The sequence below is a fragment of the uncultured Nocardioides sp. genome, from assembly GCF_947489365.1.
In the GTDB taxonomy this organism is placed as follows: Bacteria; Actinomycetota; Actinomycetes; order Propionibacteriales; family Nocardioidaceae; genus Nocardioides.
In genome coordinates, this window is sequence record NZ_CANLDB010000001.1 from 37,789 (window position 1) to 57,828 (window position 20,040).

Sequence of the window (20,040 nt, forward strand, 5' to 3'; positions counted from 1 at the left end):
GTGCAACAATCCGGGATGGAGATCGCACAGCTGCGGGCCTTCCTCGCCGTGGCCGAGGAGCTGCACTTCGGACGCGCCGCCGAGCGCCTGCACGTGGCGCAACCGCCCCTGAGCCGCACGGTGAAGCAGCTCGAGAGGGACCTCGGCGCCCAGCTGTTCGACCGCACCACGCGGCGGGTCCGGCTCACGACCGCCGGCGAGGCCCTGCTCGGTCCCGCCCGGGACGTGCTCGAGGGCTGCCGCATCGCCCGCTCCGCCGTCGAGACCGCCGGGCAGGGGGAGACCGGCCGGGTCGCGCTGGGCTTCGCGGGCCCGTCGTCCTACCTGCTGGTGGGCCAGCTCGGCCGCCTCGTGCGGCAGCGCCACCCCGGCATCGAGCTCAGCCTGCAGTCCACGACGTACGCCTACGAGGGGCTGCGCCAGGTGATCGCGGGGGAGCTCGACCTCGCCATCGTCCGCTGGGAGCGCGAGCCGCCCGGCATCGAGCACCGGGTGGTCGCGGCCGAGCACTACGTGCTCGTCGTCCCCGAGGGCCACCGGCTCGCGGGCCGGGAGTGGGCGAGCATGGCCGACTGTCGTGCGGAGCCCTTCGTGTCGCTGCCGGCCGACCCCGGCTCCAGCGTCCGCGACGCGTTCCTGCGGACGGCGTACGAGGCGGGCTTCGCCCCCGACGTCGTCCAGGTCGCCCCGGACTCCTGGACGATCATGGCGCTCGTCGCGGCCGGGGTCGGGATCACGTTCACCATCGACACCGCCCTCGCCGGGGTGCGCCAGGAGGGCATCGCGGTCGTGCGGCTCGAGGAGGGACGGGAGCCGGCGTACTGCCGGATCTGCTGGCGCCGGGGCGACGACAACCCGGCGTTGCGCGAGGTGCTGCGCGCCTCGGAGGAGGCCCTGCCGACCCCGCCGGGCGCCTGATCCCGACGAGGGAGCCGTCCCCGCGCCGCCGGGTTTGTTGCACCTGAAGCGCCTGATCAGGACGCATTGATCCGCTGAGAGGAACAATCAGGGCCGGAACAGGTATTGGCCCCCGGCCTCGGGGTGGCGGCACAGTGACGGGGACCACACCGAGGAGGTCCCCATGCCCGCGTCCCCCCGACGCCCCGCCCGAGCCGTCGCAGCAGCGGCCGCGGCCGGCTGCCTGGCGCTCGCCGGCTGCGCGTCGCCGAGCTCGATCGCCGCCAACGGCCTGCCCGAGCAGATGGTGTGGGCCACCTACGGCACCGGCACCTCGACGTACGCCGACGTCGCCGCCGTCTCCGACGCCATCACCACGAACGAGGGCACGCCCGTCCGCGTCATCACCTCCGACACCGCGATCGGCCGGATGGCGCCGCTCAAGGAGGGCCCGGCCCAGTTCGCCCGGACCGGTGACGAGTACATCTTCGGCTTCGAGGGCAGCTACGACTTCACCACGGAGCGCTGGGGCCCCCAGGACGTGCGCGTCGTCTGGGCCCCGATCGCCCCCCACGGGCTGATGGTCCTGGAGGAGTCCGGGATCGACAGCTTCGAGGACCTGCGGGGCGCCAAGTTCCCCGACATCATCGCCAACCCGTCGGTCAACGAGAAGCTCGACGGCTTCCTGGCCTACGGGGGCCTGACCCGCGACGACGTCGAGACCGTCCCCGTCGCGTACGGCGACCAGACCGCCGCGCTGCAGTCGGGAGCGATCGACGTGCAGTTCCAGCAGGTCTACGGCTCCTCCCTGTACGAGCTCGACGCCACGGACCCCGTGCAGTGGCTCGACATGACCGAGACCGACCCCGAGCGCATCGAGGCGCTGACCGAGATCGCCCCGTCCATCGAGATCGGCGAGTTCTCCGGCGCCGCGGGCCAGGAGGAGGGAGAGTCCGCCCACGGGATGCTCTACTCCGTCCCCGTCGTGACCTACGCCGACACCGACCCCGACGTCGTGTACCGCCTCGTCCGGGCGATCGCCGACAACTACCCCGACTACGCGGACGTCACCGCCACCACCGAGGCATGGGCCGCCGAGAAGGTCTGGCACGCGCCGAAGCAGGTCCCCTTCCACGAGGGCCTGGTGCGGTTCCTCGAGGAGGAGGGCTACTGGACCGAGCAGGCCGAGGAGGTCAACGACGACCTCGTCGAGCGCGGCGAGACGCTGCGCGAGCGTTGGCCCGAGGTCCTCGAGGACACCGACCCCGACGACCTCGACGACGCCTGGTCACAGGTCCGCGCCGAGGTCCCCGCTCCCGAGCCGATCGAGCAGGAGGGCGCCCGATGAGCGCACCCACCACACCCCCACGCGCCGATGCCGACGCCGACGCCCGGGGGGCAGCCCACGACGAGGAGGTCCCCGGCGGCCCCACGGCGGCACCGGAGGCCGCGGCGCCGTCCCGGGTCACGGGACCCTGGCGGGCCCTCGTCATCGCGCTGACCCTCGTCGGTCTGGCCGTCACCGTCAGCCAGACCTTCTTCGTCAACCCCTTCGGCGGGACGCTGCTGGCCAACCAGTACCTGTACGTCGTCCTGGCCTGCTTCCTGCCGATCGTCTTCCTCTCCTTCCCGGCCACGAGCCGGCACGGCCAGGACCGCGTGCCGGCGTACGACGCCGCGCTCGCCGCCGTCGCCGTGGTGGTCTGCGGCTACTTCGCCGTCCACGCCGAGCTGATGCTCACCGAGGGCTGGGACTACGTCTCCCCGGGCCTCGCGCTGGTGGCGGCCTTCGTGCTCTGGGTCCTCGTGCTCGACGTCCTGCGCCGGACGGCGGGGGTCGTGGTCACCGTCATCGCCGGCCTCTTCTCCGTCTACCCGCTGTTCGCCGGCGGCGTGCCGATCGGCTTCCTCGAGGGGATCCAGTACGACCTGCCCGGCGTGGCCCGCAAGCACGCGATGGGCGTCGAGTCGATCCTCGGGCTGCCGCTGTCGACGGCCGCCTCGATCCTCATCGGCTTCCTGGTCTTCGGCGTCGTGCTGCAGCGCACGGGCGGCGCGGCGTTCTTCCACGACTTCGCGCGGTCGGTCTTCGGCACGGCCCGCGGCGGACCCGCGAAGGTCTCCGTCGTCTCGTCGGCCTCGATGGGCATGATGAGCGGCAGCGCGGTCTCCAACGTGCTCACCACCGGCCCGATGACGATCCCGGCGATGAAGCGGTCCGGCTTCTCCGGCGAGTACGCCGCCGGCGTTGAGGCCACCGCGTCCTCCGGCGGTTCCATCACCCCGCCCATCATGGGCACCGCCGCGTTCCTGATGGTCGCCTTCATCGGCGTCCCCTACGGCGAGATCGCCCTCGCCGCGGCGATCCCCGCCCTCCTCTACTACATCGGCATCTACACCCAGGTCGACGCCTACGCGGCCCGACAGCGGCTGCGGGGCGATCTCCGGGCCGACCTGCCCCGACTCGGCGCGACCCTGCGCGTCGGGTGGCCGTACCTCGTCGCGCTGGCGGTGCTGCTCTACCTGCTCGTCGCCGTCGGCAACGAGGCCCAGGCGCCGTTCTGGGTCGTGGCCGGCCTGCTCGCCTTCGCGCTGCTGCGCCCCTCGGGCCGGATGAGCCTGGGCGACCTCGCCGACACCGTCGCCCACGTGGGGCGGACGCTGGCCGAGATCCTCGGCATCATCGCCGGGGTCGGCCTCATCATCGGCGGCCTGTCGATGACCGGGGTCTCGCTCTCCCTGGCCCGCGAGCTCGTCAACGCCGTCGGCGGGTCACTGGCGCTGATCCTGATCGCCGGCGCCGTCACGTCGTTCGTGCTCGGCATGGGCATGACCGTCTCGGCCGTCTACGTGCTGCTCGCCATCGTCATGGCGCCCGCCCTGGTCGCGCTCGGCATCGACCCCATCGCCGCGCACCTGTTCGTCATCTACTGGGCCACCGTCTCCTACATCACCCCGCCGGTGGCGCTGGCGTCGTTCGCTGCGGCCGGCATCGCCGGCACCAGACCCATGCGCACCTCGGTGGTCGCGATGCGGCTGGGGATGGTCAAGTACGTCATCCCCTTCTGCTTCGCGCTCAACCCGGCCCTGGTCGCCCAGGCGCCCTGGCCGCAGGTGCTCACCACGCTGGTCTTCGCGATCGTCGGCGTCGTCGTCATGGCCGCCTGCTTCGAGGGGTACGCCGTGGGTGTCGGCCGGGTGCTGCCGACCTGGATCCGGGTGCTCGGGGTCCCCGCCGGTTTCGCGATCCTCCTGCCGGAGCTCACCACGAGCCTGCTCGGCCTCGCGGTCGCGGCCGGCCTCGCCGTCGCCGCGCGCCTCACCGGGGGACGGGTCGACGAGCCCGCCGCCCCGGTCGCGCAGGAGGTGCCGGCGTGACGCTGACCGACCTCGCGAGCGCGGTCCGCGAGCACGTCGAGGACGGGATGACCGTCGCGCTGGAGGGCTTCGGCCACCTCATCCCGTACGCGGCGGGCCACGAGATCATCCGGCAGCGACGGCGCGACCTGACGCTGTGCCGGATGACGCCGGACCTGCTCTACGACCAGATGATCGCCGCGGGGTGCGCCCGCCGGCTCGTCGCCTCCTTCTTCGCCTCCGGCTCCGCCGGCGGGCTGCACGAGATCCGCCGCCGCGTCGAGCACCACGACCCCGAGCCGCTCGAGGTCGAGGAGTACAGCCACTACGGCATGGTGTGCCGCTACACCGCCGGCGCCTCCGGCCTGCCCTTCATGCCGCTGCGCTCGTACGCCGGGTCCGACCTGCCCCGCCTGAACCCCCGGATCCGCCGGGTCGCCGACCCGTACGGCGGTCCCGACGTCCACGTGGTGCCCGCGCTGCGCCCGGACGTGGCCTTCCTCCACGCCCAGCGAGCCGACGCGGACGGCAACGTGCAGATGTGGGGGATCCTCGGCGCGCAGCAGGAGGTCGCGTACGCCTCGCGGCGCGTCGTCGTGACGGTGGAGGAGGTGGTGCCGTCCGAGGTCGTCCGCGCCGACCCGAACCGCACCGTGATCCCCGCGCACGCGGTCGACGCCGTCGTCGAGTGCCCCGGCGGCGCGTACCCGTCGTACGCCCAGGGGCACTACGACCGCGACAACCTCTTCTACCGCGACTGGACGGCGATCTCCCGCGACCCGGCGCGCCTCGCCGCCTGGCTCACCGAGTGGGTCCACGACCTGCCGGACCGGGCGGCGTACCTGGAGCGGCTGGGCGCCGAGCGCTGGGCGAGCGTCGGGGTCGACCCCCGGCCGTCCGGCGAGGTCGACTACGGCGCCCGCCGCGTCCCGGCCGGCCTCGGTGACCGGGCCGGCGACCTGACGGGCGAGGTGGTGGGCGGATGACCGCCGTGGACACCGGCCTCTCCGACGTGGCCGTCGACAGCACCGAGTTCCTCGCCGTCGTCGCGGCCCGGGAGCTCGCCGGCGCCCGCCGCGTCTTCGCCGGCGTCGGGCTGCCGACCCTCGCGGTCGACCTCGCCCGGCGCACCCACAGCCCGGACATCGACCTCGTCTACGAGTCCGGCGTCACCGGGGCCGCCCCCGAGGCGATGGCCGAGGGCATCGCGGACTCGGTGCTCGTCTCGGGCGCGGCCTCCGTGGTGTCCATCGGGGCGCTGTTCGGCTACGTCCTGCAGGGCGGCCACGTCGACGTCGGCTTCCTCGGTGCGGCCCAGGTCGACCGCTGGGGCAGCCTGAACACCAGCCTGATCGGCGACTGGGAGCGTCCGACGGTGCGGCTCCCGGGCGGGGGAGGCGCACCCGAGATCATCGCCAACGCGGGCCGCTGCGTGGTCGTGATGCGACGCCACGACCCCGGCGCGCTCCCGGCAGCGCTGGACTTCTGCACCTCGCCCAGCCCGGCCCGGGCGCACGCCGAGGACCCGCGCCTCGTGCCGCCCGGCCACGGCCTGGCCACCCTCATCACCCCGCTGGGCGTGCTGCGCCGGCCCGACCCGCTGGGCGAGCTCGAGCTGGCCCAGGTCCACCCCGGCGTCCGCGTCGACGACGTGCTCGCGGCCACCGGGTGGCCCCTGCGGGTGGCGGAGGACCTCACCGAGACGCCGCGACCCGCGGCGTCCGACGTCCGGCTGCTCCGCGAGGAGATCGACACCGTGCGGCTCTACCTGCGGTGAGCGACCCGCAGGTGGCGCCCGGGAGGACGGCGTACGTCGTGCTGCTCGCCAGCACGAGCCTCGGGACCCTGACCAGCACCGTCGTGACCGCGCCGGTCAACGTGATCGCCGACGGTGTGGGCGCGAGCGCCGCGGGGATCGTGGTCGCGGTCAGCGCCTTCACGGTGGCGATGGTCGTGCTCTCACCGGTGGCCGGCTGGCTCTGCGAGCGGTACGGCGCCCGCCGGGTGCTGGCTGCCTCGCTGCTCCTGATGCTGCTCGCCGGGCTCGGCGCCTCCACCTCGACCTCGCTGGCGCAGCTCGTGGTGTGGCGGGCGCTGCAGGGCGTCGCGTGCTCCGCGACCCCGCCGGCGGTGCAGCAGGTCCTCGGCGCGCTCTGGCCCGGACGACGTCCACAGGCGATGGCGGCCTGGGCGTCCGCCGTCGGCGTCGGCCAGGCGGTGGGTCCGCCACTCGGTGGTGCGATCGCCGACCTCCTCGGCTGGCGGGCGGTGTTCTGGGTCCACGGACTGCTGAGCGTCCTGCTCGCGGTGCTCATCCGCTGGCGGGTGCCCGACGTGCCCCCCGGCCGCCCCCCGATGCACGTCGCGGGGATGGCGACCCTCGTCGTCGGGGTCGGGACGCTCGCGGTCGCCGTGACCTGGGCCGGCCAGGGCGGCGCGCCGGTCCTGCTGGTCCCCCTCGGGGCCGTGGGCGCCGCCGCGCTGGTCGCCCACGCCCTGGTGGCTCGGCGGAGCCCCCGCGCGCTGGTGCCGCCCCGGCTGCTGGTCGAGCGCCGCTACCTCCGGTCGACCGCGGCCGCCGGGGCCGTGATGGCGACCCTGGGCGTGGTCGTCGTCGCCACCCCCCTCCACCTCGGACGCGACTGGGACCTCGGACCCGGCCCCATCGGCCTGGTGATGCTGTCCCTGGCGGGGTCGATGGCGCTGCTGGCGCCCCTGACCACCCGGCTGGGACGCCGCGCGCCCCGCGCCGCGCTCGCGGTGTCGGCGCTGGCCCTGCTCCTCGGCGTCGCGGCCGTCGGCGCCGTCGGCAGGGTCGACTACCGCCCGGCCGCCCTCGTCGCCACCGTCGTCGTCCTCGTCCTGACCGGCGCCGCGATCGGCGCCGTGCAGTCGCGGGCCGCGCTGGGCGTGATGCGGTCCGAGGTCGCGGCGACGCCGTCGGCGGGCGCCGCCCTGGGGATCCACAACACGGTCCGCTTCGGCGGTCTCGCGACCGGCTACGCCTGGGTGGCGCTCACCTGGCCCACCGGCGAGCTCGCGCTGGTCCACCTCGGGCCCGTCGTCCTGCTGCTCGGGCTGCTCGCGCTCCTCGCCGGGCGGCCCGCCGCCCCGCCGCCGGCCGAGCGCCGCACGACCCCTGCCGCCCCGTCACCCGTCACCACCACCACCCGAGGAGAGTCATGACCCTGCTGGACCGTCGTACCGCTGTCGTCACCGGAGGGGCCCAGGGCATCGGCCTCGCCATCGCCCAGGCCTTCGTCGAGGCCGGCGCCCGCGTCGTGCTGGCCGACCTGGACGGCGCCGCGGCCGAGACCGCCGCCGAGGGCCTCAACGCTTCCGCTGGGCGGGAGGTGGCGCTCGGGGTCGCCTGCGACGTGGTGCAGGCTGACGCCGTGGAGTCGGCGTTCGCGACCGCCGCGTCCACGTTCGGCAGCCTGGACGTCGTCGTCAACAACGCGGGCATCACCCGTGACGCGACCATGCGGACCATGACCGAGGAGGCGTTCGACCAGGTGATGGCGGTCCACGTGAAGGGCTGCTGGAACGGCACCCGGCTCGCCGCCGCCCGGATGCGGGAGGCGAGGTCGGGGTCGATCGTCAACATCTCCTCGCTGTCCGGCAAGGTCGGCATGGTGGGGCAGACGAATACTCGGCCGCCAAGGCCGGGATCGTCGGCCTCACGAAGGCCGCCGCGAAGGAGATGGCACACCACGGTGTGCGGGTGAACGCGATCCAACCGGGCCTGATCCGCTCGGCGATGACCGAGGCCATGCCCCAGAAGGCCTGGGACGCCAAGATGGCCGAGATCCCGATGCAGCGGGCGGGCGAGCCCGCAGAGGTCGCCTCGGTCGCGCTGTTCTACGCCTCGTCCCTGTCGTCGTACATGACCGGCACCGTCGCCGAGGTCACCGGCGGGCGGTTCATGTGAGCCGCCGCTTCCCCACCACCAGGAGGACAACCAGATGAACCAGCTGCGCGAGGCCGTGATCTGCGAGCCCGTCCGCACCCCCGTCGGCCGGTACGGCGGCTCCCTCAAGGCGCTGTCCGCGGCGGAGCTCGGCGTCGTCGCCCTCAAGGGCCTGCTCGAGCGGACCGGGATCGACGCCGACGCCGTCGACGACGTCGTCCTCGGCAACTGCTACCCGACCATGGAGGCGCCGGCCATCGGCCGTGTCGTCGCCCTGGACGCCGGTCTCCCGATCACCACCGGGGGCTACCAGCTCGACCGCCGCTGCGGTTCCGGGCTGCAGGCCGTCCTCAACGCCGCGATGAGCGTCCAGACCGGCGGCGCCGACGTCGTGGTCGCCGGTGGGGCGGAGTCGATGAGCAACGCCTCCTTCTACTCCCTCGACATGCGGTGGGGCGGCGCCCGGACGGGTGTCCGGATGCACGACGCGCTCGCCCGAGGCCGCACGACCGCCGGCGGCGAGGGCTTCCCGGTGCCCGGCGGCATGCTGGAGACGGCCGAGAACGTGCGCCGGGAGTACGGCATCGGACGCGAGGAGCAGGACCGCCTGGCCGTGCAGTCGCACGCCCGCGCGGTCGCGGCCCAGGAGGCCGGGATCCTGGGCGAGGAGATCGTCCCCGTCACGATCGCCTCGCGGAAGGGCGACGCCGTCGTCGACCGCGACGAGCACCCCCGTGCCGACACCACGATGGAGTCGCTCGCGGGGTTGCGTCCCATCCTCGGCAAGGACGACGACGGCGCCACCGTGACGGCCGGGAACGCCTCCGGCCAGAACGACGCCGCCGCCCTGTGCCTCGTCACGACCCCCGAGCGCGCCGAGCAGCTCGGCCTGACCCCGTTGGTCCGTCTCGTGAGCTGGGCGGTCGCGGGCGTCCCGCCCGCCACGATGGGGATCGGCCCGGTCCCGGCCACCGCCGCGGCCCTCGGCCGCGCCGGGCTCACCCTCGCCGACATGGACCTGATCGAGCTCAACGAGGCCTTCGCCGCCCAGGCGCTGGCCGTGATGCGCGACTGGGACTTCACCGAGGCCGACCACGAGCGCACCAACGTCCACGGCTCGGGCATCTCCCTGGGTCACCCCGTGGGTGCCACGGGGGCGCGCATGCTCGGCACCCTGGCCCGCGAGCTGGGCCGCCGGGAGGCCCGCTACGGCCTCGAGACGATGTGCATCGGCGGCGGCCAGGGCCTCGCCGCGATCTTCGAGCGGGTCTCCTGATGCGGCGGTTCGTGAGCGTCGAGGAGATCGAGGGCGCCGTCGGCGAGGCGCTGGGGACCACCGACTGGGTCGAGGTCGACCAAGCGCGCGTCGACGCGTTCGCCGACCTCACGGGCGACCACCAGTGGATCCACGTCGACCGCGAGCGCGCCGCCGCGTCGGCGTTCGGCGGGACGATCGTGCACGGCTACCTGACCCAGTCGATGATCCCGGCCTTCAGCACGTCGCTGTACGCCGTGGAGGCCGGCTCCGCCCGGCTCAACTACGGCTCGGAGAAGGTGCGCTTCCCGGCCCCCCTGCCGACCGGGTCGCGCATCCGGGCGAGCGCGGAGTTCGTCGACGTCACCACCGGCGGTGCCGGGACCCGGGTCACGACCCGGTGGACGGTGGAGCGCGAGGGCGGGGACAGACCGGTGTGCGTCGCGGAGGTCGTCACGCTCGTCGTGCCCTGACGGCCCTCGGCCACGGGCTCAGCCGTCGGACAGCTCGACCCCGAGCAGGTGGTGACCCAGGGTCTTGCCGTGACCGTCCAGGCCGAGCGAGCCGGTCACCCCTCCTCCCAGCACGCCGGCCAGGGTGAGGACCAGGGCGGGCAGGTCGGGCAGGACCTGCCGCGACACCCGGTCGGCCGCGAGCCCGAACCGGGCCGCCACCGTCGCCTCGGTCAGCTCCGCGCGGAGCCGACCGAGGTCGGCCGGGTCCCGCGGCAGCACGGCCAGGATCAGGGTGTCGCCCTTGTCGCCGGCGCGGACGTCGGCGAGGTCGTCGAGCGTGGTCATGGCACCTCCGTGATCTCGACCTGCGGGGTGACCAGCGTGCGGGGGAGCAGGCAGGAGCGGACCGAGACCTGCGAGGTCGCGCCCGACCGGGCGCCGCCGCCCCCGGCCGGACCGTTCGTGTAGAGCGACTCGACCTCGTGGCCGACCAGCAGGGCGAGCTCCTCCTCCCCGACACGGGCGGCGACCCGCAGGCGCACCTCCTGCGCGTCCTCGGCGGGCACCGCGAGGCCGCGGAACGCCGCACCGGCGCCGATGAGCTCGATCCCGACGTCGTCCGGGTCGAGGCCGTGCAGGTCGGTGAGGCGCTCGAGGACGATGTCGCCGGCCAGTCGTGCGCGCGCGAGGCAGCGTGGGCCCGCGTAGCTGATCTGGCCCTCGCCGACCCAGCCGCCGTCGTGGCCGAGGGTGACCTTGAGGCTGTCCGGACGTGGCCGGCCGGTCGCCCCGGAGGCGCTCACCCTGTCCGGCCCCACGTCGAGAAGGCGGACGCCCGAGAAGTCGGCGACCACGTCGGGGGTGAGGTAGCCCGCGGGGTCGCCGACCTCGTACAGCAGCTGCTCGCGGCAGGTCCGCCGGTCGAGCAGGCCACCGCTGCGGGCCAGCTTGCCGAGCAGGACGGCACCGTCGGGCGTCACGTCCGCGAAGGGGAACCCCAGGCGGGCCATGCCGGGCACCGGCTTGGTGACGGGGTCCGCGAAGTAGCCCCCGGTGAGCTGTCCGGCGCACTCGAGCAGGTGTCCGACCATCGTGGCGGTGCCCATGGCCTCCCAGTCGTCGGCACCCCAGCCGTGCTCGTGCCGCAGGGCGGCGAGGTACAGCGAGGGGTCGGCGACCCGGCCGGTGATCACCACGTCCGCGCCCTCCGCCAGGGCCTGGGTGATCGGCTCGTGGCCGAGGTAGGCGTTCGCGGACAGGGGGACCGGGCCCGAGGAGACCGGAGCGCCCGTCTCCCAGACCAGGGGGTCCTCGGCCAGGACGGCGTCGAGGACGTCGTCCCCGGTCACCACGGCCACCCTGAGGCCGTGCAGCCCGAGGTCCGCGGCGACGGCGACGGCCAGGTCCCCGGCGGCGAGCGGGTTGGCGGCGCCGCTGTTGGTGATGATCGTCGTCCCGTGCTGCCGGCACGCCGGGAGCACGGCGCGCAGACGGGCGGACAGCATCGGGTCGAAGCCGGTCCGGGGGTCGGCGCGCCGCCGGGCCTGCCCGGCGGCGACGGTGCGCTCCCCGAGGCACTCGAAGACCAGGTAGTCGAGCGCGCCGTGGGTGGCGAGCTCGACGGCGGGATCGATCCGGTCGCCGGCGAAGCCTGCGCCCGCGCCGAGCCGCACGGAGGGGCCCGAGGAGGCGCTCATGCCCACAGCCTGACCGCCCCGGTCAGCGCCGCCACGGCCAGCATGACCAGGCTGAGCAGCCAGACGTAGCCGATCAGGTGCCGGATGTGTCGTCCGATGTCCACGCCCGCGAGCCCGGTCAACAGGTAGAAGCTGCCGGTCAGCGGACTGATCGGGAACCCGACCGTCTCCTGGCCGACCAGTGACGCCCGGGCGATGTCGACGTCCGCGACGCCGAACTCGGCGCCGACCCCCATGAGCACGGGGAGCACGGCGAAGTAGTAGGCGTCCGGGCCGAAGAGCAGGCTCAGGGGAACCCCCAGCACGCCGACGATCAACGGGAGCGCCGGTCCGGCCGCGTCCGGGACCACGCTGGCCGCCGACTCCGCCATCGCGGTGACCATCCCGGTGGCGTCGAGGATCCCGAGGAAGACGCCGGCGGCGAGCAGGGTCGAGGCCATGAGCATGGCCCCCTCCGCGTGGGCCTGGATGCGCGCCGTCTGCTGGCTGATCCCTGGGTAGTTGACGAGCAGCGCCACGATCGCCCCGAGGACGAACACCACCTCGGGGGTCGCCACGGCGGCGACGAGCAGGCCGATCAGCACGACCGTGAGCGCGGCGTTGAACCAGAACAACCGAGGACGCCGCAGCGCGGCCTCCTCCGCGCTGAGCGTGACCGGCCCGGCCCCCGGGCCCTGTGACGCGTCCCCGGCGTCGGACCCGGGCGCGCTCCCCGCCGCGGACCCACCGGCACCGCCGGCAGCGGCGGCCACGGTCTCGGGTGCGCGTGAGAGCCGGCGCGACTCCTTGCGGCCCAGCAGGAAGGCGATCAGCAGGGCGGCCACCACGCCGGCCACCTGCGCGGGGATGAGCGGGACCCAGAGCTCGTTCGCGTCCGTGCCGGTGGTCGTCGCCGCGCGGGCGGTCGGACCACCCCACGGGAGCAGGTTCATCACCCCGGCGCCCATCCCCACGCAGGCGGTGAGGGTCACCCGGGACATGCCGAGCCGGTCGAAGAGCGGCATCATCGCCGGGATCGTGATGAGGAAGGTCGTGGCACCGGCCCCGTCCAGGTGGGCCACGCAGGCGAGGGCCGTCGTGGCGACGCAGACCGTCGCCGGGGTGTCACCCGCGAGCGAGACGATGCGCCGGATGATCGGGTCGAAGAGGCCCGCGTCCCGCATCACGCCGAAGTAGACGATCGCGAACACGAACATCGTCGTCACCCCGGCGACCCCGGTCAGGCCGGTGGTGACCGCCTCGCTGACCTCGGTCGGCGTGAACCCCGCCAGCAGGGCCGCGAGGATCGGGACGCCGGCCAGCGCCACGACGGCGGCGATACGACGCGTCAGCAGCAGGACGAGGATGACGGCGATCGTGAGGAATCCGGCGAGAGCGAGCATGCGGACGAGTGTGATCGCCGTCATATGCGCAGGTCCAACATCATCAGGGCCTAGATTGATGTCCCATGGCTATAGACGTGGGTGTCCGGCACCTCCGCGCCGTGGTGGCCGTGGCCGACGCCGGATCCTTCACCGCCGCGGCCGCGCGTCTCGGCATGACGCAGCCCTCCCTGAGCCGGTCGGTGGCGGAGGCGGAGCGCCGCACCGGCGTGCGCATGTTCGACCGCAGCACCCGACGCGTCCGCCTCACCGCCGACGGGGCGCCGATCGTCGACGTGGCCCGCCACGCCGTCGCCGAGTTCGACCGCGCGCTCGCGCACGTCGAGGGCTACCTCGCGGGTGCTCGGGGGACCGTGGTCGTCGGCGCCCTGCCGTCCCTCGCCGCCACCCTGCTGCCTGCCGTCGTGGCCAGCTTCCGCCCCGCGCACCCGGACGTGGACCTGCAGGTCCGTGACGGTCTGGCAGGCGAGGTCACCGACCGTCTGCGGGCGGGCGCCGTGGACCTCGCCCTGCTCGGTGGGGGCGGTGACCTGCGGTCGCTCGACGTCGTCCCCGTGGCGGACGAGTCCTTCGCCTGCGTCTTCGGCGGTGACCACCCCTTCGTCGCGCGGCCGCCCCGCGGCCTGGCGGACCTGGCGGGGCAACCGTTCGTGCACTTCGACGAGACCTCCTCGATCCGCCACCACGTCGACCGGGTGCTCGGCGAGGCGGGGGTCACGACCGGCGTCGTGACCCAGGCCCGCAACATCACCTCCGTCGCCGGACTGGTCGCCGCGGGGGTCGGGGCCTCCCTCGTCCCCGGCCTGGTGCTGCCACTGACCGGCTTCGCCGGCCTGCGGCACCGGTGGCTCGAGGACGCCGGTCGACGGCGTGTGCACCTCGTCCGCTCGCCGTCGCGGCCCCTGTCGCCGGCCGCGCGGGCCCTCGTCGAGGTGATCGAGGGTGCCCGGTCCCGGGGGATCGACCTCCCCGAGGGATGTCGCTGGGCCACACACTGAGCGCCGACCGCCGGGGCCGCCGTCTGCTCCGGGCCCTGACGGGGCACCTGCGGGGTGGTTGCCACCTAGGGGAGGATGAAGGACATGGCGAGACGAGCACCGACCCAGGACGTCGACGAGACCGAGCTGAAGGTCGGGAGTCCCAGCCGCAGCGCGGCCGGGGTGAAGGCCGTCGCGGTCTCGATGAAGCTGGCCTGGGAGCAGATGGGGGTCACGCGCACGGCGCGCACCCTGCTGAAGCTCAACCAGGTCGGCGGCTTCGACTGCCAGGGCTGCGCGTGGCCCGACCCCGCGCCCGGCCACCGGCACCCCGCGGAGTTCTGCGAGAACGGTGCGAAGGCCGTCGCCGAGGAGGCGACCGTCCGGCGCGTGGGGCCGGAGTTCTTCGCCGAGCACTCCATGGACTCGCTCAAGGGGCGCAGCGACTACTGGCTCGGCCAGCAGGGCCGCATCACCCAGCCCATGGTCTACCGCGAGGGCGCGACCCACTACGAGCCCATCAGCTGGGACGGCGCCTTCGGGATCATCGCCGAGGAGCTGAACGCGCTCGACAGCCCCGACGAGGCCGTCTTCTACACCTCGGGGAAGACCTCCAACGAGGCCGCGTTCGTCTACCAGCTGTTCGTCCGGGCGCTCGGGACGAACAACCTCCCCGACTGCTCCAACATGTGCCACGAGTCGACGTCCGTGGCCCTCGCGGAGTCGATCGGCATCGGCAAGGGCTCGGTCCACCTGACCGACATCCACACCGCCGACCTCATCGTGATCGCCGGGCAGAACCCCGGCACGAACCACCCCCGCATGCTCTCCGCGCTGGAGATCGCCAAGCAGAACGGCGCGAAGATCATCGACATCAACCCGCTGCAGGAGGCGGGGCTGGTGCGGTTCAAGAACCCCCAGAGCGTCAAGGGCGTCGTCGGCGGCGGCACCGGGATCTCCGACCTGCACCTGCCGGTGCGGGTCAACGGCGACCTCGCGCTCTACCAGGCCATCGGTGCGCTGCTGCTCGAGTGGGACGCCATCGACCACGAGTTCGTGGAGCGCCACACGGTCGGCTACGAGGACTGGGCCGCCACGGCCCGCGCGCTCGACTGGGACGCCGTACGCCGCGCCACCGGGCTCGAGCGCAGCCAGATCGAGGATGCCGCGCGGATGATCGCCGACTCCTCGGCGACCGTGCACTGCTGGGCGATGGGCGTGACCCAGCACCGCAACGCGGTGGCGACCATCAAGGAGATCACCAACGTCGCGCTCATCCGTGGCGACATCGGGAAGCCCGGCGCCGGCCTGTGCCCCGTGCGCGGCCACTCGAACGTCCAGGGCGACCGCACGATGGGCATCTGGGAGCGGTCCCCGGACCACTTCCTCGACGCCATCCGCGACGAGTTCGGCTTCGAGCCGCCCCGCGAGCACGGCTTCGACACCGTCGCCGCGATCGGCGCGCTGCGCGACGGCAAGGCCCGGACGTTCTTCGGCATGGGCGGCAACTTCGTCTCCGCCGTCCCCGACACCGAGGTGGTCGAGGAGGCCATGGCGAAGGCGTCGCTGACCGTGCACGTCTCGACCAAGCTCAACCGGTCGCACGTGACCCACGGCCGGACCGCGCTGATCCTGCCGTCGCTCGGTCGCTCGGAGAAGGACCACACCGGCGGCACCGAGCAGCGGGTCACCGTCGAGGACTCGATGTCCGCGGTGCACGCCTCCAAGGGCCCGCTGAAGCCCGCGTCGCCGCACCTCAAGAGCGAGGTCGACATCGTCTGCTCGATGGCGGAGGCGACCCTGAAGGGCCGCCACGACATCCCGTGGCACGAGTTCCGGTCCGACTACACGACCATCCGCCACCGCATCGCCCGGGTCGTGCCCGGCGCGGCGGCGTACGCCGAGAAGGTCGACCAGCCCGGTGGCTTCACGCTGCCGCACCCGCCGCGCGACACCCGTGACTTCCCGACCGCGGAGGGCAAGGCCGTCATCGTGGCGAACGAGACCGACATGCTGCACGTGCCGGAGGGGCGGCTGCTGATGCAGACGCTGCGCAGCCACGACCAGTTCAACACCACGATCTACGGCCTGGACGACCGCTACCGCGGCATCCACCACGGCCGCCGCGTGGTGTTCGTGCACCCCGACGACATCACCGCCCTGGGGCTCTCCGAGGGCCAGTACGTCGACCTGGTCAGCGAGTGGACGGACCCCGACGACGCGTCGGCGGAGGTCTGCTACCGCAAGGCGCCCCTGTTCCGCGTCGTCGGCTACGAGCAGCCCCGCGGCTGCGCGGCGGCGTACTACCCGGAGACGAACCCGCTGATCCCGCTGGACTCGAAGGCGCTGCGCAGCAACTGCCCGACGTCGAAGTCGGTCATCGTGCGGCTCGTGCCGACCGACGAGGTGCCGGTCGAGGGTGGCGAGTCGGCGTACCTCACGGGCTACGGCCGCGTCGAGGGCGCCGGCGACCACGGCGGCGACGCCCAGAAGTCGTACGTGCAGCCGAACCAGCTGAGCTGACCGACCCGGGGAGGGCACGGCCGTGAGCAACCTCGACACGCGTCCCGACGAGGTGGTCTGCGCCAGCGGCGGCGCGGACCTGGAGGTCCTCACCCCGCGCGAGGTGCCGCTCGGGGGACCGCGGGCGATGCGGGTGCGCCGGACGCTCCCGCAGCGCTCGCGGTCGCTGATCGGCGCCTGGTGCTTCGTCGACCACTACGGACCCGACGACGTGGCCGACACCGGCGGCATGGTGGTGCCCCCGCACCCCCACACGGGCCTCTCGACGGTGTCCTGGCTGTTCACCGGCGAGATCCAGCACCGCGACTCGGCGGGCCACGCGGCGCTCGTGCGGCCGGGCGAGCTGAACCTCATGACCGCCGGGCACGGCATCAGCCACTCCGAGGTCTCCACCGAGGGCACCGACGTGCTCCACGGGGTCCAGCTGTGGCTGGCGCTGCCCGACGCCGCGCGGGACGGTGAGCCCGGCTTCGTGCACCACGCGCCCCCGGCCGTCGAGCGCGACGGCCTGACCGCCCGGGTCTTCCTCGGCTCGCTGCTGGGGGAGACCTCCCCGGTCGGGACCCACACGCCGCTGCTCGGCGCCGAGCTGCTCCTCGCCGCCGGTGCCCGTGTCGTCCTGGACGTCGACGCGTCGTACGAGCACGGGGTGCTGGTCGACACCGGGTCCGTCTCGGCCGCCGGGGCCCCGCTCGCCGCGAACGACCTCGGCTACCTCGCCCCCGGCCGCTCCACGCTGGAGCTCGTCGCCGGCGACGAGCCCGCGCGGCTCCTGCTGCTCGGTGGACCGCCGTTCGGCGAGGAGATCGTCATGTGGTGGAACTTCGTCGGCCGCACCCACGAGGAGGTCGTCGCCTACCGCGAGGTCTGGCAGTCCCAGCTCGTCGACGGCACCCAGCACGACGGCCGCTTCGGTGTCGTCGCCGACGAGCCCCTCGCCCCCCTCCCCGCCCCCGAGCTCCCCAACGCCCGCCTCCGCACGCGGTCCTAGGGGCCGAGTCGGCACGTCTGCGCAGCTCTCCGGGGTCGAGTCGGCAGTAACGTGCGCCGAGACCGGGTACGTCGGCCGCTCGCTGCCGCTTCTGCTCGCCGGCTCACCCGGCGTGCAGACCAACCCTCCCTGACCGGTTGTCCCGCCGTTCCGCGCCACTCCTCCCGATCGCCGAGTCGGCAGGAGCCGCCCTCGCTCGCCAAGGCTCGCTCGGTGCGTTCCAGCCGACTCGGCTCGTGGTGCCGCTCGACGCGGTCCTTCTTCTCACCGGGTGCCGCCCGGGGCGGGCGGTCCGTCCACCGGGGATGATGGGCGGGTGGACGCGGTGGTGGGGGAGGACGGGGTCGCGCGGTGCGTGTGGGCGGCGACGCCCGGGGAGATGCGGGACTACCACGACACCGAGTGGGGCGTGCCGGTCACCGGCGAGTCCGCGCTGTTCGAGCGGCTGACCCTCGAGGCGTTCCAGTCGGGGCTGTCGTGGGCGATCATCCTGCGCAAGCGCCCGGCCTTCCGGGAGGCGTTCGCCGGCTTCGACGTCGACGAGGTCGCCGGCTGGGGCGAGCCCGAGGCCGGGCGGCTGCTGGCGGACGCCGGCATCGTCCGCAACCGGGCCAAGATCGAGGCCACCCTCGCCAACGCCCGCGCCGCCGTGGACCTGCGCCCCGACGGTGGACTCGAGGCCCTCGTCGAGCAGCACCGCCCGCCGCCGGAGCGGCAGCCGGCGCCGCGGACCCTCGAGGAGGTCCCCACCACGTCCGAGGAGTCCACCGCCCTCAGCAAGGCCCTCAAGAAGCGCGGGTTCCGCTTCGTCGGCCCCACCACCATGCACGCGCTGATGGAGGCGCTCGGCGTGGTGGACACCCACCTGACCGGCTGCCACCGCCGCGGCGTGGCAGCGTACGGCGGATGAGCGACGCAGCAGCCGGCCCGCCGGTCCACGCCTTCAGCGACGACGCCCTCGGCACCCACGACGCGGTCGGGCTGGCCGCCGAGATCGCGGCGCGGCGGGTGTCGGTGCCCGAGGTCGTCGAGGCCGCGATCGCCCGCAGCGACGGCGTCGCCGCGCAGCTCGGCGGCATCGCCCACCCGGCGTACGACGAGGCGCGGCGGCTCGCCCGCGACCCTGCCGGCGGGTTCTTCGCCGGGGTCCCGTTCTGGGTCAAGGACAACGCCGACCTGGCCGGCAGCCCCACCATGGAGGGCACCGACGCCTGGGATCCCGAGCCCGCCCGCGGCGACGGCGACTACGCCCGCATGGCCCGCGCCACCGGCCTGCTCCCGCTCGGCAAGAGCCAGCTCAGCGAGTTCGGCTTCTCCGCCTCCGCCGAACACCCCCGCCTCGGGCCGGTCCGCAACCCGTGGGACCCGACCCGCACCGCCGGGGCGTCGTCCGCCGGTGCCGCGGTCATGGTCGCCACGGGGGCCGTCCCGCTGGCCCACGCGAACGACGGCGGCGGGTCGATCCGGATCCCCGCCTCGTGCTGCGGCCTCGTCGGGCTCAAGCCCACCCGCGGCCGCCTCGCCCAGGACAAGGCCCTGCGCGAGATGCCGGTGCGGATCGTCCACGACGGCGTCCTGAGCCGCACCGTCCGCGACACCGCGGCGTTCTACCGGGAGGCCGAGAAGGTCTACCGCGACCTGGCGCTGCCCCCGGTCGGCGACATCACCCGCCCCGCCCACGCGAGACTGCGGGTCGCGCTGGTCACCGAGAGCCCCGCCGGTCCCGTCGACGACGAGGTGCTGCGCCTGACCCACGAGACGGCGGCGACCCTGGAGCGGCTCGGCCACCACGTCGAGCCCGCCGTCGCGCCCGTGCCCGACAGCTTCGTCGACGACTTCCTCGCCTACTGGGCGTTCCTCGCCCTCGCCTCCCTGGGCCGCGGGCCGCGCGCCCACGGCCCGTCCTGGGACGCCGACCGCCTGGACGCCCTCACCCACCACCTCGCCCGCTACGCCAAGCGGCACCTCCCGAGGCTCCCGTTGGCGATCGCCCGGCTCCGGGCCTCCCGCCGGCGCAGCGCCCGCTTCCTGTCCTCGTACGACGTCGTCCTGACGCCGACGCTGGCCCACCCGACGCCGCCGGTCGGCCACCTCGACCCGACCCAGGACGGCGCGCTCGTCCTCGAGCGGCTGCTGGCCTGGGTGGGCTTCACGCCGCTGCAGAACGCGACCGGCGACCCGGCCCTGTCCCTGCCGCTGGCCCGGACCTCCGAGGGTCTCCCGGTGGGCATGATGCTCAGCGCGGGAGCCGGTCGTGAGGCCCTGCTCCTGGAGCTCGGCTACGAGCTGGAGGAGGCCGTCGGCTGGCCGTCGACGGCGTCCTGACGGGCCCGGGGAGCGCAGGTCGGAGGCCGATTTCGCAGCCCTCCGACCCCGTGTGTATCGTTCTTCCGCGTTGCCCCTTTAGCTCAGTCGGCAGAGCGTCTCCATGGTAAGGAGAAGGTCTACGGTTCGATTCCGTAAAGGGGCTCTGGGTGGGAGCCGTCGACGACGGCCAGTCCACATGCCCATGGCGGGGTAGCTCAGGTGGTTAGAGCACACGACTCATAATCGTGGTGTCGCGGGTTCGAGTCCCGCCTCCGCTACCACCCTCCTA

The 20,040-nt window shown here is 74.0% G+C and carries 16 protein-coding genes, 2 tRNA genes and 1 pseudogene; 16 read left to right on the forward strand and 3 right to left on the reverse strand.

Features of this window, described 5'->3' with window-relative positions:
- Positions 1–15 precede the first annotated feature (15 nt).
- The 9 genes and pseudogenes from Q0858_RS00180 to Q0858_RS00220 all read left to right on the forward strand — a co-directional run bounded on the left by Q0858_RS00180 (position 16) and on the right by Q0858_RS00220 (position 9,892).
- Positions 16–918, forward strand: a complete 903-nt coding sequence (locus Q0858_RS00180) for a LysR substrate-binding domain-containing protein (RefSeq protein WP_299049780.1) — start codon at positions 16–18, stop codon at positions 916–918.
- Between the two features lie 163 nt (positions 919–1,081).
- On the forward strand, positions 1,082–2,245 hold the full coding sequence (locus tag Q0858_RS00185; RefSeq protein WP_299049781.1) for a TAXI family TRAP transporter solute-binding subunit: 1,164 nt from the start codon (positions 1,082–1,084) through the stop codon (positions 2,243–2,245).
- Positions 2,242–4,275, forward strand: a complete 2,034-nt coding sequence (locus Q0858_RS00190) for a TRAP transporter fused permease subunit (protein ID WP_299049782.1) — start codon at positions 2,242–2,244, stop codon at positions 4,273–4,275. The genes Q0858_RS00185 and Q0858_RS00190 overlap by 4 nt, the downstream gene beginning before the upstream one ends.
- Positions 4,272–5,240 (forward strand): CoA-transferase, encoded by a 969-nt coding sequence (locus tag Q0858_RS00195; protein WP_299049784.1) that lies wholly within the window; start codon positions 4,272–4,274, stop codon positions 5,238–5,240. The genes Q0858_RS00190 and Q0858_RS00195 overlap by 4 nt, the downstream gene beginning before the upstream one ends.
- Positions 5,237–6,031 (forward strand): CoA-transferase, encoded by a 795-nt coding sequence (locus tag Q0858_RS00200; protein WP_299049787.1) that lies wholly within the window; start codon positions 5,237–5,239, stop codon positions 6,029–6,031. The genes Q0858_RS00195 and Q0858_RS00200 overlap by 4 nt, the downstream gene beginning before the upstream one ends.
- Positions 6,028–7,440 carry an MFS transporter gene (locus Q0858_RS00205; protein WP_299049790.1) on the forward strand — a complete coding sequence of 471 codons (1,413 nt, stop codon included), beginning with the start codon at positions 6,028–6,030 and terminating at the stop codon, positions 7,438–7,440. Before Q0858_RS00200 ends, Q0858_RS00205 begins: the two co-directional genes overlap by 4 nt.
- Positions 7,437–8,185: pseudogene (fabG, locus tag Q0858_RS00210) on the forward strand (3-oxoacyl-ACP reductase FabG). Before Q0858_RS00205 ends, fabG begins: the two are co-directional and overlap by 4 nt.
- A 34-nt stretch (positions 8,186–8,219) precedes the next feature.
- Entirely contained in the window at positions 8,220–9,440 is a 1,221-nt protein-coding gene (locus Q0858_RS00215) for an acetyl-CoA C-acetyltransferase (protein ID WP_299049792.1), read from the forward strand.
- An 11-nt stretch (positions 9,441–9,451) separates the two neighbouring features.
- On the forward strand, positions 9,452–9,892 hold the full coding sequence (locus tag Q0858_RS00220) for a MaoC family dehydratase (RefSeq protein WP_366915979.1): 441 nt from the start codon (positions 9,452–9,454) through the stop codon (positions 9,890–9,892).
- A gap of 18 nt (positions 9,893–9,910) precedes the next feature.
- Here the strand turns inward: Q0858_RS00220 and Q0858_RS00225 are convergent, their stop codons facing one another.
- Genes Q0858_RS00225 through Q0858_RS00235 form a run of 3 tightly spaced genes read right to left on the reverse strand, consistent with a single transcriptional unit; the run spans position 9,911 to position 12,953 of the window.
- A complete protein-coding gene (locus tag Q0858_RS00225) occupies positions 9,911–10,219 on the reverse strand; it encodes a hypothetical protein (protein WP_299049796.1) in 309 nt (102 codons plus the stop codon).
- Positions 10,216–11,571: an acyclic terpene utilization AtuA family protein gene (locus tag Q0858_RS00230; protein ID WP_299049798.1), complete on the reverse strand. Its 1,356-nt coding sequence runs from the start codon at positions 11,569–11,571 to the stop codon at positions 10,216–10,218. Before Q0858_RS00230 ends, Q0858_RS00225 begins: the two co-directional genes overlap by 4 nt.
- Positions 11,568–12,953, reverse strand: a complete 1,386-nt coding sequence (locus Q0858_RS00235) for a citrate:proton symporter (protein ID WP_299049800.1) — start codon at positions 12,951–12,953, stop codon at positions 11,568–11,570. The genes Q0858_RS00230 and Q0858_RS00235 overlap by 4 nt, the downstream gene beginning before the upstream one ends.
- 65 nt (positions 12,954–13,018) lie before the next feature.
- Between Q0858_RS00235 and Q0858_RS00240 the strand changes: the two genes are divergently transcribed.
- From Q0858_RS00240 to Q0858_RS00270, 7 genes are all read left to right on the forward strand, one after another.
- Positions 13,019–13,951 (forward strand): LysR family transcriptional regulator, encoded by a 933-nt coding sequence (locus Q0858_RS00240; protein WP_299049801.1) that lies wholly within the window; start codon positions 13,019–13,021, stop codon positions 13,949–13,951.
- Between the two features lie 84 nt (positions 13,952–14,035).
- Positions 14,036–16,453, forward strand: a complete 2,418-nt coding sequence (locus Q0858_RS00245) for an FdhF/YdeP family oxidoreductase (protein WP_299049802.1) — start codon at positions 14,036–14,038, stop codon at positions 16,451–16,453.
- Between the two features lie 22 nt (positions 16,454–16,475).
- Positions 16,476–17,444, forward strand: a complete 969-nt coding sequence (locus Q0858_RS00250) for a pirin family protein (RefSeq protein ID WP_299049803.1) — start codon at positions 16,476–16,478, stop codon at positions 17,442–17,444.
- Positions 17,445–17,760: 316 nt separating this feature from the next.
- Complete coding sequence (locus tag Q0858_RS00255; RefSeq protein WP_299049805.1) at positions 17,761–18,354, forward strand: DNA-3-methyladenine glycosylase I; 594 nt, start codon at positions 17,761–17,763, stop codon at positions 18,352–18,354.
- A complete protein-coding gene (locus tag Q0858_RS00260; RefSeq protein WP_299049807.1) occupies positions 18,351–19,769 on the forward strand; it encodes an amidase in 1,419 nt (472 codons plus the stop codon). The genes Q0858_RS00255 and Q0858_RS00260 overlap by 4 nt, the downstream gene beginning before the upstream one ends.
- Before the next feature lie 72 nt (positions 19,770–19,841).
- Positions 19,842–19,914 (forward strand) — tRNA-Thr (locus tag Q0858_RS00265).
- Between the two features lie 41 nt (positions 19,915–19,955).
- Positions 19,956–20,032: transfer RNA gene (locus Q0858_RS00270), tRNA-Met, on the forward strand.
- Positions 20,033–20,040 lie beyond the last annotated feature (8 nt).